Below are 13,955 nucleotides of genomic sequence, written 5' to 3' on the forward strand. Positions count from 1 at the left end.
TCTAATTTGATTGCAGCAGAATACGTTGCGCGTGTTAATTTCGTCATTTTTTCACCCAAATTTGTATGCTTATTAGCATAACATTTCTTTCTTAATGGGTGGCCAAATTAACTATGCCACTACAGGTACGAGCTCACTGTCTTCCCGATGTGACAAGTGCTAGCTAAACACTCATCAAGAAGAGATACAAGGTTGGGTAGAGCGTAGCGAAACCCAACGAACCTCCATATCCACGGCCAATACCCACACCCTATAACCCCGCATTATATATTTGAAAACGTAGGTCGGATAAGCGGATCGACATCAGACACAAACAAAGTTGGATACCGCCACATATAAGTAGTTTTTGATTAAAGTTTAGGAAGGGTCGCACGCCTTTAATTTAATCTCTATTTAGGTACTCAGCTACCTCAAGCACTTGCTCATGAGTTCCTGTAGGTAAAAGTCTATCTACATTGTAGTCGTAGCATAAATACTCTTCTTTACTCCACACTGAAGACGTTTTGCTTCCAACTAAAAGCTTACTGCCACTAGCGCATTGGGTATAACCATTAGCGCGAGCAGCAATTTGCCAAGTAACATAATTCGCAATAAGCGTTACTATTGTAACTACTAGCATTACACCAACAGCTAACCCTAATTTCTTTTTTAAACTGTTAAAAAAAGGTTTCTCTGTTAAGTCAAATAAAACATCAGAAATACCTATTAACACAGCTAAACACATTACAGCCCAAGCAGAAAAAATAAGAATATCAACACTCGATGAGACAATTACAGGGTAACCACTGTATGGATATAGTAGCCCTTGTATTATTTCATTGAGTACATAAGACGCCATAAACCATGTAGCTAAAATAGTAAGGGCTATTGCGATAACTAACGCAATTAAAAAAGTAGCGTCGATATTACTAAATCGTTGTTTTAAACTTTTTACCATGGGTTAACTAACTCATTTATAAAACCATTCAACTCTTTTTTTACTTTAATCTTAACGGATTTCACTATTGATTCAGTAGTAACTAAATAGACTCTACGAAGCTCTTCTCCGATATTTATTGAAGCTCTTCTCATAAATTCTTTTTCTCTTTGTTCTAAATATTTTATTAATGATTCGGTAATTTTAAGTTTTATATCTGCTTGATTTAATAAGATACTAATACCAACTCCCACAATAATACCAGCACTTATTGCTACTACAGCAATTAATAAGCCAAAGAGAATGCCTCCTATGGCTCCTAAAACAGCTTTAACGATATCGGTACTCGTTGTAGCCAACCAGTTTGTCCAACGATAATCCTCTTCAAAAAGCCAACTAATGCTATTTAGAGTCACAGAAAAAAATACTGAAATATAAAAACCACTTTTAGCTCCTTGTTTCAAAGCCTCTTTACCCACACCCAATAACCCCGCATTATATATTTGAAAGCGTAGGTCGGATAAGTGAAGTGCCATCCGACACAGTAACTTATTTAAGTTTCGGCGAATATAAACAGCTAATTAATTATGATGTATGAAGTCAAGATTTGACCCCTGTGGCTCCTGTGGCTCATATGATCCCCCGCTTAGCCGTCATACCAGCAAGATCTTTTTTGGGTTTGTCACATGATGACGGGAATGAAGTTATTGAGATATTGAGTGACTTTTTAATTTGAAATCATTACTGTAGATTAGTCAGTATAAAATTGTCGATCATGGATGACCAAATATATTTAAGGATGAATCATGGAAACCTCTCTGAATATTCTCAATGAAGAACTCACTGAAGAAGAAATCAAACTTCAAGAAAAAGAAGCCAAGCTAGCGATAAAAAAAGAGCTTTTACTTAATGATATAAATAACTGTAACCTTAATACTTTAGAGCAAAGAGTTGCGTGGCTTTTGAACCATAAGCCTGAAACACGTAACTCTGATGTTGTTTTACAAATTGAATACTGGAAAGTATTTGAGGCAGACTTACTTGGTGGCAGTTATATTGATTTAGATAATTATAAAAAAGCAACAAGGCTACCCAGCTTAGCTCGAAGTCGGGCCGTAATACAAAATGATCATAAATTATTTCTTGCATCTGAAGATGTTAGGAAACATCGGGGGAAACTTGATGATGACCAAAGAAACGCAGCTGTATCTAGAGAAAAACCTTCAAAATCATATAATGTTTATGCAGATGAAAGTGGTAAAACTCAGACTTATTTAGTTGTTGGAAGTTTTTGGATTTTAAATGGCATTGGTACTAGGAGTCTTGTTGATACTATAACTAACTTTAGGACAAAGAACGCGATTTCAAGTGAGTTTCATTTTAAAAACATTAATAAAGGAAATTTAGAAATTCACCTTCAATTAGTCGACCTTTTAGTTGAGCACGCGACAACATTTAGCTTTAAAGCTCTTTATGTTAGCCGTTCTGGTATAAAGCATAATGTTCAAGCTCTAGAACAGCTATTTTTTAATCTACTTTGCTTGGGGGTTGAACATGAGAACTCCACAGATAGGGCTCCTCTTCCGCGTAGTTTATCTTTTAGTAAAGACTTAGAAAGTGAAGGACCAGATAAGCTAATGCTAGCGAGTTTAAAAGAGAGGTTAGCGACACACTCTGGCGCTAAATATGAGCACGAACTTTACTTAGATACCTTCCGTGCAGTAGATTCTAGAGAGCTGATTTTTATGCAAATAGCAGATCTTTTTACTAGTAGCGTAAATCGAGTTTTAAACTCACCAAGTGATGGGCCTAAGGATAAATTTGCAAATAGAATGCTCGAGGCTTTTGGCATGAATTATCAAGATACAAATTTCGAAAGTCTAGGTGATTGCACTTCAATCTTAGATATTCTGTGACGGAGCAACACCCTAGGTTTTTACTATTGAAAGCTTTATATAAAAGTTAATCTCAAGAATAGGTTGGTTTTAGATGTGCTCTTTTAGCTCGCTAGCTCAAACTATTAATTCCTTAAAGGTATTTTAGAAAACAGGACATATCCTTGTATTACATAATTAAGGTTTTAAATAAAGATCTTATCGTATTGATAACCTGTGTTTTATTAATAGGGTTAGGCTATATTTTGGGTAGACATTCATTATCTGAAGAGCAATTTATTAAAATATTTTCCACTCTTAGCTCTATAATAGCAGTGCTGATTGCATACAAAGCGTTAAATACATGGAAGTATTCAGAGCAAGCGAAGATAAGGGCTGTATTTGTATCAAAAATATACCCACAATTTTTAAAGTATAAAAAGGAAATTGATTATTTCGCCATAGGCTTTGAAAATTCTGACTTTTGTAACCTCACAGATGATGAAGAGAGTAAATTAGCATGTGATTATCTTTATTTGATTAAAGAGGTCTATCGTTTAAACGATTTTTTATCGGCATATGAAGGTGAAATTATACTATTAGGTAGTTATTTTTTTGAGGAATATAAAAAATATCAAAAAGCTATAAAAAATGCTGAAAATAATCCGTTAATAGATAATAGTCTGGGTAAATCGAATATTTCAGATATTCAAAGAATAAGGAGAACATTAGGCATGGTTGATAAATTATTAATTAAAACCGCTCAATTTGATTAAAAAGCTAATCAAATGCTTGTAAACCAAAGGGGTCAAATCTTGACTTCATACATCAAAATTATTGACTGCCTATTTATCCCTCCCTCGATCATGCTTTCACTTAACAAAAATTCTTAATAACTAGCATAAAAAAAGCGTTGCCCTTGAGCAACGCTTTTCTGTATTTGTCTAATAGCTGGTAGTTAACTTACTGTGCCGCTAGCTTATTCTGCAGCTAACTTATTCTGCTGCGAGATAGTCCAACACTACTTGATGGTGATCTTTGGTTTTAAACTTATCAAATAGGTGTTTAATTTTACCGTCTTGGCCTACTAAAAACGTTAAGCGGTGAATACCATCGTACTCTTTACCCATAAATTTTTTGTAGCCCCATACACCAAATGCTTCAGCAATGGCGTGGTCTTCGTCGGCTAATAGGTCAAAATTAAGCTCTTTTTTAGTTTCAAAGTTTTTAAGGCGCTTAATTGGATCTGGGCTAATACCTACAACGCGGGTGTTAAATTTAGCAAGCTGTGCTTGCTCATCGCGTAGGTTTTCGGCTTGTACAGTACAACCCGGCGTTGACGCTTTAGGGTAAAAGTACACAAGCACTTGTTGCTCTTTTAACAGCTCGCTTAATGTTACTGTTTCGTCGTTTTGGTTTTGTAGGCTAAAAGCGGGTGCAGTATCGCCAGCTTGTAATGGACTAATTGTGTTCATGTTTAGCATCCTTAACGAATTCGTTTAAAAATATAATCTACGTTTAGTGTGTGAGAAAGGCTCTCAAAACTAATTTTAAATTGATCTATATCTACATCAACAGGTATGTTGAATTCAAGTTCACAACGCATCTTTATGTTGTCTTCTTGGGAATAAGTGTCTGACTTAAGTGAGCAAATACTAATATTATTGTCGGCAAAAAAGCGCGTTACTTTGCTCAATGTACCAGGGGTGTCTATGCCTGTGTATTCTAGTGTGTAACCTGCACAAAACTCCTCAGGAGTATGACTTGCTGTACGCTTCATCATGGTTAGCAGGCCAAGTTCCATGGCTTTAGTGGGCAGTACGTGCTCTATGCGGCTTATTGCCGACATGTCGCCGCTAAGTAGCATTATGAAGGTAAATTCGCAGCCTAAAATAGCAATACGGCTGTCAATAATGTTGCAGTGGCAATCGCTAACCAGTTGGGTTAGTTCACTTACTATACCGGGTCTGTCTTCGCCAATCGCTGTTAAAACAATTTGATGATTTGAAAATGCAGTCATGAGTTCAAATACCTTGTTACTTGGATTATATCAACCGAGTTGGCAACACCAAAAATACACACGAGAAGTTGCACGGCGGCGAAGTTTAACACAAAAAGGGCTCTAAACTACAGCACACGCTAATTAAGCGCTTTTAAAGTGCGGTGTTTCTTGTTTTTACTGGCACGGGAAAGTACCATAGCTAAAATTTGCTTATTTGCGCTTAGTTGCTTACTAAGTTGAAGTGCTGAACTTTATTGCATTTAGGCAGCCAAATAATAAATGTAAAGTTAATATTGATTTTACACTGAACCAAATCGGTATTACCCACTCATATATTTGTTAAAACAATTAAAGGGTATGCTAAGGAGAAATATCTGTGCAGTATTGGATCCCAAAAGCACTTGCAGTAAGTGTATTGGTAAGTTTATCAGGGTGTAGTGTATTTATTAATAAGGCACATGACGAACGTAACTATCGTACGCATGAGCCTGTAAAAGCACCAGCGTCGTTATCTCAACCAGCTCAAGACCCAGTTTATAAAATGGATGTAGGTCAATACGACAATAATCCTGAAGCTACAAATTACCGCCCACCGGCACAAGTATTAACAATTGCTAAAGGCAGTTGGGTAGAAGAGACAGATAAACAAGCGCGTATTTATTTTGATAAAAATGATGGCATTGCTGATTTAGATGAGTTTCTTTGGGATACGATTAAATCTGTCCTAGCTGATAATAACGCGGGCACAACTAAAGAAGATAAGCTACTTGGTATTATTGAAACTGATTGGTACTCAATCATTAAAACCGAAGAAGGTTTTTGGTGGTGGGGCGATGAAGTTAACGATGATTTAGAAAAGTTTAGATTCACTATTGAAGAAAAATCACATCAACGCACTGCGTCTTTACGTGTAGAGCTGATTGATTTTAAAGGTGATAAAACGCTAACAGACTTACTCAAGCAGCAGCTAGAAGTACGTGCGCTTAACCAAGTAGTAAGCGAGTTTGATTACCGTTACCGTCAACTTGAAGTTGATATGCGTAAACGCCAAGGTATTATTTCTCTTGAAATGGGCTTTGATAATAAAGGTAATGCAGCACTTGTAACTGAGCAATCTTACGACGCTGTGTTTGACCGTTTCTCTGGGTTTTTAGAGCGCTTGTCGTTCTCTATTGTTGAAATTAACCCAGATACGGGCTTAATTACTGCAGATTATACTAAACCAGAAACAAGCGTTTGGGATTCAATTTGGGGTGATGACGTAGCTCAACTACCTATTGATGAAGGCCAATACCAAATTTTAGTAAGTAAAACTAAAGAAGGCGGTACTAGCTTAACGTGGATGGATGATAAAGGCGAAACGCTTGAGCCAGGTACTATGAATGGTTTACAACAAGCATTAGAAGCAGCACTCATTCAGCGCGGCATTAAAATTTAAATAATAATAAGTTTTACCACAAAAAGAGCGCTATGCTCTTTTTGTGGTTTTTATAGGTTAAACAATATGTCTCAGCTACCTGAACGTTCACACTATACGTGGCGCACTTGGTTTACTTTTTTGGTTCCTTCGTTAATTGGTGTGTTTTTATTTATGACACCCATTAGTACTTCGCAAGGGATGACCATTCCTATTGCCGTTATGGCAAAAGCGGTTCAAGCAATGATGCTTGGCTCTGCTCAAGCAATTATTACCCTCATTATTTGTATTACAGGGGTTATTTCTGTAATTACTAAAGTGTTTAAACCCGCCGCTATATGTAACTCACCTTTGTTAAAGCATTTATTTGACGTGAGCAGGACATGGCTGGTGGTACGCTTATTTGGTATGGCGTTTGGTTTAATGACGTACTTAAGCCTAGGCAGCGAGATGATTACCTCGGCCAATACTGGCGCGCTGGTATTAAATGACTTATTGCCTGTGTTGTTTTCGGTATTTATTTTAGCGGGCTTATTACTGCCGCTATTAATTAACTTTGGTCTATTAGAGCTTGCTGGTACGTTAATGACCAAAGTAATGCGCCCTGTATTTGGTGTACCAGGTAGAAGCGCGGTTGACTGTACTGCATCGTGGTTAGGTGATGGCAGTGTAGGTATTTTGATGACTGCAAGGCAGTACGATCAAAAGCATTATACACAACGTGAAGCGGCTATTATTGGTACTACGTTTTCAGCGGTTTCAATTACATTTAGTTTAGTGGTGCTTGGGCAAGTTAAACTTGAATACCTATTTGCACCGTTTTACGCAACGGTATGTTTAGCCGGTATTGTTGCCGCTATTATTGTGCCGCGATTACCGCCACTGCGCTTTAAAAAAGACTTACTCATTGATGGCACTGAGCCAGATAGAGACGCAGAAACAATTCCGGGTCATAAAACTTTATTTGGCCATTCGTTAGATGTTGCACTAGCTAAAGCAGATAATTCAACGGGTGTTAAAGGCACTATAAAAGAGGGCGTACATAACGCGCTTGATATGGTGTTTGGTGTGTTACCTGTAGTAATGGCGGTAGGCACATTTGCACTGATCATTGCTGAGCATACGCCTATATTTCAGTATTTAGGTATGCCGTTTGTGCCATTTTTAGAGCTATTGCAAGTACCCGAAGCAGCCGCAGCGTCGCAAACTATTATGGTTGGTTTTGCTGATATGTTTATTCCGTCAATATTAGCAGCAGGGACTATTGAAAGTGATGTAACGCGCTTTATTATTGCCGCAATGAGTGTAACTCAGCTTATTTATATGTCTGAGGTAGGTGCACTTTTACTTGGCAGTAAAATACCGGTAAATATTTTAGAGCTATTTATTATATTTATTTTGCGAACGCTAATTACTTTACCGGTTATTGCGCTAATGGCGCATTGGCTAGTAGGCTAAATTAGCAAAAATATTTAGCGAATTGGTATTATTGAAAAGCCCTGATTGATCAGGGCTTTTTTGTGTCTGTTGTATTTTTTATATTGGCGTTGGGCTTTATAAACTCCTGTTTTGCAGAGAGTCTAATCAGCGCAATATTACCAATGATAATGGCAAGAACAACAGCGACAATAATTACAATTTGCCAAGTTTGCATCGCAGTATCACCTTATCTTTAGTACGTTTAAGTGTGACCGCTTTGCGCTATAACAGCAATTAAATTACTCAAAAATACGATCAATAACGTTAAAAACGTCTCGCTACCGAAAGCGTTAAAAAGTTAAGCCCAGGGTTTGGCTCTTTAAAGCCTGCGTTTGAATAGTGAATAACGCGAAGGGCAACATTGGTGTGGCCAAAATCGGCTACAAGGCCTATGCGGTCTTCAAACTGGTAGTGAGTACTTATGTTTTTACCGGCAAACTGCGTTTCATCAATCAGTGATAGACCAATCCCTGCTTCTACATAAAATGGGGTGTTGTTAAAACTAAAAGCAGGAAATTGTAGTACAGGTGACATAGCAAGTACTAGGTTTGATTGTGTTTCATCGCCGTGGCGGTATTCCCACATGTTTACGCTGGTTTCAAAGTAAAAGCGTGCATCACCAATAAGGTTTTGCATACCAGGTGCATGATACTGATACGCAAGCTTAACGCCGTTTACGTTACCTTCGCCTTTGAGAAAGTCAACGGCATAACCGTGGTCCGATTGAGCAAAAGCAAGCTTGCCAAAAAGTGAAACTACTAATACAAAAGAGATAATAAGTGTTTTAAGTGACGTTTTCATAGGTGCCAAATGTTTGTTTGATTTAAGTTGATAACTAAATGATAAGGGCGGCCTGTTAACAATTACAATGAGGACAAAATGCCGGTTGTATATGAGCTGTTAATGGAGTTTTCTAACTGCTTGAATTTATTTTATTTATTTGATTGGTGCTAATTGGGCATTAATAAGTTGCTTATTTGTGCCTTTTTTATTGCGTATAGTTCGCGTAAATTACAGCCATCTTAATCACACAGACATATACAATTATGAAACTCTTTAAACTATTCGTTTTAGCCACTGCTTTTTTTAGCAGTTCGTTATTTGCACAAGCTCAGCAATCACCAGATCAGTTACTTGAATCGGTAGCCGACAAGCTTTTTGCAGATATTGGTCAAGTAAACTCAAAAGGTACAGCCAGCAAAGACGCGATGGCTGCCATTGTTGAAAAACGTTTAATGCCACATATTGACGTTAAGTTTGTGTCGTTTAAATTATTAGGTAAACACATTAAAGGTATTGAGCGCGAGCAAGCTGTTCAATTTATAGATGCAGTAGAGCATTACTTAACAGGCACATACGCCGGTGCACTAATGAAGTACACGGGTCAAAAAGTAGTATTTGAGCGTAATAACGCAAAAAGTGACTCTGAGTACGCAACAGTTAATACGCAAATTATTGAGCCAAATGCGCCTACTATCGACTTAAGCTTTAAGCTTCGTTTAGGTAAAAACAATGAGTGGAAAGTATACGATATTGTTGCTGAAGGCATTTCACTATTAAGTGCTAAACAAAAAGAGATTATTCAACGCATTTCTGATGTGGGTTTAGAGCAAGTTATTAGCGAGTTAAAAAGTAAATAGACTATTTGTCTGGCTCTGATTAAGCCCAACTCCAACCTCAAAAACGGCCAATTACTTATGTACTTGGCCGTTTTTATATTTTTGCTAAGTACAATACCAATCCACAGTAATACTTAATCATTTAGAACAACTAAATAACGAAATTTTTGCCTTGCTATCACACGGTTTTCTACCTCAAAATAAATCACTTAATTAAGCGAATTGTTATAATCCTAAAGGATTGTTGTTATTGCGTAATTTTGCGCTAGCAGCAAAACAAAGGTGTGCTAGAATATCGGCACTTTGATTAAGCGTGGTGTCAGCTTAAAACTGATATAACTTACCACCCCCAAGCCACACTGGAGTTGTGTTGTTTTAATGGAAAATGTACTGATTTGGCCAAAGGAATACCCATTACTTATTAAAGGACTGGTAGAACAAAACGGTGCCTTTATTTTAGATGCTTTGGAAGCTTGGCCTGCTTGTCGTTCTACAAATGAAGACGATGGTGTATGCACCACCGTGCTGCCACCTATTTATTATTTGGCATGGCTAACCCCGCTGGAGCCATTTGAAGAATGTTACTTTCAACATATCTCTGAATATGACGAAGACGCACAAGCGTATATTAGTGCGGTTAAAAGCCATTACTACGATAATGAATACACCCCTGAAAGCTTAGTGCTTATGCTGTGCCAGCGCCTTGAAAAATACGCAAGCGTGGCTGCACAAAATACCATAGATACGCCACTGTCTTTAGTTGATTTATTTTTTAGTAAACGCTACTTCACCTTAATTGAGCATGCGTTAAATAATAAAAGTAAACTCTCGGCAAAGGACACATTAGCGCTTTGGAAAGAAGTTGATTTTAGAGAGCGCCTAAGTGCGTTTATACCAGAGTCTATTGCTGATTTAGGTACTCTTTGTGAACTTGCCAGCGAAAAAGTGGCAGCGGGTAAAGACTATTTTACGCTGCTGACGCAGGTTTCTCCTGATGTTGACTCTGTTGTTCTCTTAGAAAAAGCTTTGCTTACTCATTTACGTAAAAAAACAGCTAAGCAAACAATGGCAATGCGTTTTATTGAGCAAGGCGCTACTGGTGTACTTGCTGATGAAAACAATAAAACAGCCTTTATGTGGGCGGCCGAAAAAGGCTTTGTAAATGTGGTTGAAACACTACTTGCAAAGCAAGACAAAAAAGCGACAGATAACTTAGGTAATACTGCGCTTCATTATGCTGTGTTTGCTAAAAATGAGTCGTTAATGGTGCTGCTTATTAAAGCCGGATACGATTTTAGAGCACGTAATAAAGAAGGTTTAAGCTGTTACCGTTTAGCGGTGAGTATTAAAGCTAATAACTTAGTTAAATGTTTAGAGCGTGACTTTGGTATTAAAGAACTTTCGCCAGAAGGGCAGTTCGATCGCATTAAAAAAGTGCATGTGCTACATGCTATTGTGACTATATTGCTGCCTTTACAGTTGTTTTTCTTTTTTGATGAAACCCTCTCAATTAAAAGTGAGCTGACGCTGGGTTTAACTATGACTGCGGTGATTTGTTTTTTCTTTGCGACCACATTAAAGCGCTGTGCGCTATATCCACATATTAAACACCCTTGGGGTTTATTTGTGCTTAGAGGCTTTTCGTTTATTAGCTTAATTGCTCAAATAGGGTTGGCGAGTATTGTGGTGCTAGCTGCCTTGAGCGACTTAGTTTAGCTAGTTTTAAACAGTTAAAAAAACGCGCTTAAAGCAATTTAAGCGCGTTTTTTTGTATATAGCGTTTATGGTTAAGCCTTATTTACCCTGCTCATTTGCTGCTTTTTCTTCAGCTAATTCTTCTTTAAGCTTACGGATTTTTAAACCTTGTTCTTGTCCGCGGTGTCTTGCGTAGTAAGTACAGCCAATAAACATAGATGATGCAAATACCAGCTCTAACAACACCCAAATTAATTCATCAGGAGCGGCCCACAGCATAGTAAGCCCGTGGATAAAGTAAAGCATTACAATAAAGTTAGCCCACGCATAGGTATATGTGTTGTCTTGAATTATGCCTCTTAGCGGCAGCAGTAAAGGAATGATAGGAAAAAACAATGACACCCAACTAGTATTACCGTCTAGAGGGGGGACAAAATACATCCACAAAGGAATAAGAATAAGTAAACCAACATAGCCAAATAGTGCTGCACGTTGAAATTTTACCGTAATCGGCTTTTTAGCTGGACTGTCAGCTGTAGTCATTTAAGTTTTCTCGCAATGTGAGTAAGGCGTTTACCAACGCTTTGGCATATTTTAATTTCGTCTTTGCTTAGCTGTGCACTGTTAGCGCTGCCAGCGACGTGTGTTGCACCGTATGGTGTTCCACCGGTTTGTGTTGCAAGTAGTTCGGGTACATCGTACGGCACGCCCATAAGCATCATGCCGTGGTGTAATAGTGGCAAAGATAAGTTAAGTAAGGTTGCTTCATTTCCACCATGCATACTACTTGATGACGAAAATACACACGCTGGCTTATCGATTAATTGGCCTTTTAACCACAAGTCGCTGGTGGTTTCCCAAAAGCTTTTTGCTTGAGAGGCCATCATGCCAAATCGAGTTGGTGTACCAAATGCTAAACCATCGCAATTTATTAAATCATCTTTGGTGATCACAATATCGTGCGCATTTTTAGCCACAAAGGTGCGAAGTAGTGCACTAGCACCTTGTTGCTCTATCGACTCTGCTATCTCGTGAGCCATTGCTTCAACTGAGCCATGGCTTGAGTGATAAAGCACCACTATGGTTGCACTCATTATAAAACGCTTAGTACGTTTTCTGGTGGACGACCAATCGCTGCTTTATTGTTACTAACTACGATAGGGCGTTCAATCAATTTTGGGTATTTAACCATAGAATTAATAAGTGCATCCTCATTTGTTTCATCTTTCAAATTAAGCGCTTTGTAGTCATCTTCTTTTGTGCGCATCATTTCACGTACGGATGAAAAACCAAGTTGGATTACAAGCGTTGAAATTTGCTCGTGAGTAAGAGGGGTTTTTAAATACTCTACAACACTTGGCTCTATCGCTTTACTTTGCAGTAGCGCTAGTGTTTCGCGTGATTTAGAACAACGTGGGTTGTGGTAAATAGTAACAGACATAAAATGATTCCAAAGTGTGAATTGCGTCTATTTTAGGGTAAGCGCTTGCAGACTTAAAGTCTTGCAAGCTCTTTTTGTAAAAGTCGATACTGGGTAAGTAGTGCTTTTAAACGTTGTTGCTTTACAAGTTCGGTTGGCTCTACGAAGTTAAGTGCTTTTTGTACTTCGTCTGCGGCTTTTAAATAAGCACCGTATTGAGCCAATACATCGGCGTTCGCTTCGTGATATGAGGCTAATTTATCTTGTTTTTTATACGCATCAGCAAGAAGTTGCTTGCCTAGGTTATGATCTGGCTTTTCGAGTAAAAAACTCTTCAAAATATTTTCGGCTAGTTCATATTGCTCAGCTTCAAGTGCTGCGTTGGCATAGTTGAGCGTAATTACCTGATTATTAGGGCGATACTGATTTAAATCAGCTAAAAATTTTACGGCTTCATCTGCCTTTTTTTGCGCGATGAGTAAATCGGTATGGGTATCTATATAAAATAGGTTTTTAGGATCGTTTTTTAAAAGCTCATCTAGTATTGGGGCTGCTTCATCAAGCTTTTTTTGATCAAGTAAGCTAATAGCTAAACCGTACTTTAAAGCGGTGTTATCGTAGCTATTTTCGCGAAGTCGTTTTCTAAATAGGTCTTCGGCGTTTTCTGGTTTGTTGTCGTAGCGCGCAAGCACGCGGCTTTTAGCTAAATTAAACTCAAGACTGGCACTCATATGACGCACAGGAAATTGCTCTGCACGCAAACGCACATCTGATACTCGGCTCTCTGGTAATGGGTGAGTAAGTAAAAACGCAGGTGGTTTATATTTATAACGAATTTGCGCGGCAAGTTTAGTTAAAAATTCGCTCGATGCACGAGCATCAAAGCCTGCATTGTTAAGCGTTTGCATGCCTATGCGGTCAGCTTCTTGCTCGGCTGAGCGACTATGCGTTAATTGACTAAAAGCAGATTGTGTTTGGCTGGCAGATATAATGGCAATACCCGCATCTGGTGCAACAACGGTTGCTAATATTCCGGCTATCATACCGGCAATAGTCAGCGCGCTGTTATCTTGTTGTTGTTGTATTCTTCGTGCTAAGTGGCGCTGTGTTACGTGAGCAATTTCGTGACCAAGCACTGAGGCAAACTGACTCTCGTTATCGGCTTGAGCTATTAACCCTGTATGCACGCCTACATGGCCGCCATAAAAGGCGAAGGCATTTATTTCTGAGTTGTTTATCCAAAAAAACGAAAACGGAAAGCGCACGTCATTAGCATTAGCAACGAGTTTACGGCCAATAGTTGTGAGGTATTCATCAAGCACTGGGTCATTTATTACTGGTGATGAGCCTCGTATTTGCATCATCATTACTTCGCCAATGGCTTGTTCTTTTTCGAGTGGCAGTGCTTGTAATGCAGAAGTTCCTAAATCAGGAAGCGTAAAGTTGGTTTGCGCTTTTAAAGGTTCGCTTATTAATAAGCTAAACGTAAGCGCAGCACTGCATAAAGTGATAAATGCTGATTTTAGCTGCATT

At 38.3% G+C, this 13,955-nt stretch carries 16 protein-coding genes; 6 read left to right on the forward strand and 10 right to left on the reverse strand.

Annotated features, from left to right (window positions below; all coding sequences use genetic code 11):
* Positions 1–382: 382 nt before the first annotated feature.
* Complete coding sequence (locus H5115_RS16865) at positions 383–937, reverse strand: hypothetical protein (protein ID WP_182756439.1); 555 nt, start codon at positions 935–937, stop codon at positions 383–385.
* On the reverse strand, positions 931–1,452 hold the full coding sequence (locus H5115_RS16870; RefSeq protein ID WP_182756441.1) for a hypothetical protein: 522 nt from the start codon (positions 1,450–1,452) through the stop codon (positions 931–933). Before H5115_RS16870 ends, H5115_RS16865 begins: the two co-directional genes overlap by 7 nt.
* Positions 1,453–1,722: 270 nt before the next feature.
* Here H5115_RS16870 and H5115_RS16875 point away from each other — a divergent pair, with 270 nt between their 5' ends.
* Both H5115_RS16875 and H5115_RS16880 read left to right on the forward strand, forming a co-directional pair.
* Positions 1,723–2,832 carry a DUF3800 domain-containing protein gene (locus H5115_RS16875; RefSeq protein ID WP_182756442.1) on the forward strand — a complete coding sequence of 370 codons (1,110 nt, stop codon included), beginning with the start codon at positions 1,723–1,725 and terminating at the stop codon, positions 2,830–2,832.
* Positions 2,833–3,056: 224 nt separating this feature from the next.
* The gene (locus tag H5115_RS16880) at positions 3,057–3,566 is read left to right on the forward strand and encodes a hypothetical protein (RefSeq protein ID WP_182756443.1); all 510 of its coding nucleotides are present in this window, start codon (positions 3,057–3,059) and stop codon (positions 3,564–3,566) included.
* 219 nt (positions 3,567–3,785) lie between these two features.
* Here the strand turns inward: H5115_RS16880 and bcp are convergent, their stop codons facing one another.
* Both bcp and H5115_RS16890 read right to left on the reverse strand, forming a co-directional pair.
* Complete coding sequence (gene bcp, locus H5115_RS16885) at positions 3,786–4,265, reverse strand: thioredoxin-dependent thiol peroxidase (protein ID WP_002963124.1); 480 nt, start codon at positions 4,263–4,265, stop codon at positions 3,786–3,788.
* Between the two features lie 11 nt (positions 4,266–4,276).
* On the reverse strand, positions 4,277–4,810 hold the full coding sequence (locus H5115_RS16890; protein WP_149591933.1) for a glycine cleavage system protein R: 534 nt from the start codon (positions 4,808–4,810) through the stop codon (positions 4,277–4,279).
* Between the two features lie 358 nt (positions 4,811–5,168).
* Here H5115_RS16890 and bamC point away from each other — a divergent pair, with 358 nt between their 5' ends.
* Complete coding sequence (bamC, locus tag H5115_RS16895) at positions 5,169–6,230, forward strand: outer membrane protein assembly factor BamC (RefSeq protein ID WP_039487313.1); 1,062 nt, start codon at positions 5,169–5,171, stop codon at positions 6,228–6,230.
* A 66-nt stretch (positions 6,231–6,296) separates the two neighbouring features.
* Positions 6,297–7,667, forward strand: a complete 1,371-nt coding sequence (locus tag H5115_RS16900) for a YjiH family protein (protein ID WP_182756444.1) — start codon at positions 6,297–6,299, stop codon at positions 7,665–7,667.
* Between the two features lie 49 nt (positions 7,668–7,716).
* Here the strand turns inward: H5115_RS16900 and H5115_RS16905 are convergent, their stop codons facing one another.
* Together H5115_RS16905 and H5115_RS16910 are read right to left on the reverse strand one after the other, a co-directional pair.
* A complete protein-coding gene (locus H5115_RS16905; RefSeq protein ID WP_182756445.1) occupies positions 7,717–7,863 on the reverse strand; it encodes a DUF2897 family protein in 147 nt (48 codons plus the stop codon).
* 89 nt (positions 7,864–7,952) lie between these two features.
* Complete coding sequence (locus tag H5115_RS16910; protein WP_182756446.1) at positions 7,953–8,489, reverse strand: acyloxyacyl hydrolase; 537 nt, start codon at positions 8,487–8,489, stop codon at positions 7,953–7,955.
* Positions 8,490–8,734: 245 nt separating this feature from the next.
* Between H5115_RS16910 and H5115_RS16915 the strand changes: the two genes are divergently transcribed.
* Positions 8,735–9,328, forward strand: a complete 594-nt coding sequence (locus H5115_RS16915; protein WP_024595677.1) for a phospholipid-binding protein MlaC — start codon at positions 8,735–8,737, stop codon at positions 9,326–9,328.
* Between the two features lie 357 nt (positions 9,329–9,685).
* Complete coding sequence (locus H5115_RS16920) at positions 9,686–11,023, forward strand: ankyrin repeat domain-containing protein (protein WP_182756447.1); 1,338 nt, start codon at positions 9,686–9,688, stop codon at positions 11,021–11,023.
* Between the two features lie 78 nt (positions 11,024–11,101).
* Here H5115_RS16920 and H5115_RS16925 read toward each other — a convergent pair whose 3' ends face one another.
* The 4 genes from H5115_RS16925 to H5115_RS16940 are packed head-to-tail and all read right to left on the reverse strand — an operon-like array spanning position 11,102 to position 13,954.
* Positions 11,102–11,545, reverse strand: a complete 444-nt coding sequence (locus H5115_RS16925) for a DUF2069 domain-containing protein (protein ID WP_182756448.1) — start codon at positions 11,543–11,545, stop codon at positions 11,102–11,104.
* Entirely contained in the window at positions 11,542–12,096 is a 555-nt protein-coding gene (wrbA, locus tag H5115_RS16930) for an NAD(P)H:quinone oxidoreductase (protein WP_002961459.1), read from the reverse strand. Before wrbA ends, H5115_RS16925 begins: the two co-directional genes overlap by 4 nt.
* Complete coding sequence (gene arsC, locus H5115_RS16935) at positions 12,096–12,443, reverse strand: arsenate reductase (glutaredoxin) (RefSeq protein WP_182756449.1); 348 nt, start codon at positions 12,441–12,443, stop codon at positions 12,096–12,098. Before arsC ends, wrbA begins: the two co-directional genes overlap by 1 nt.
* Positions 12,444–12,496: 53 nt before the next feature.
* Positions 12,497–13,954, reverse strand: a complete 1,458-nt coding sequence (locus tag H5115_RS16940; RefSeq protein ID WP_039487326.1) for a M48 family metalloprotease — start codon at positions 13,952–13,954, stop codon at positions 12,497–12,499.
* Position 13,955: the final 1 nt, after the last annotated feature.

This window comes from Pseudoalteromonas sp. SR44-2 (assembly GCF_014163745.1).
Taxonomy (GTDB): Bacteria; Pseudomonadota; Gammaproteobacteria; order Enterobacterales; family Alteromonadaceae; genus Pseudoalteromonas; species Pseudoalteromonas distincta.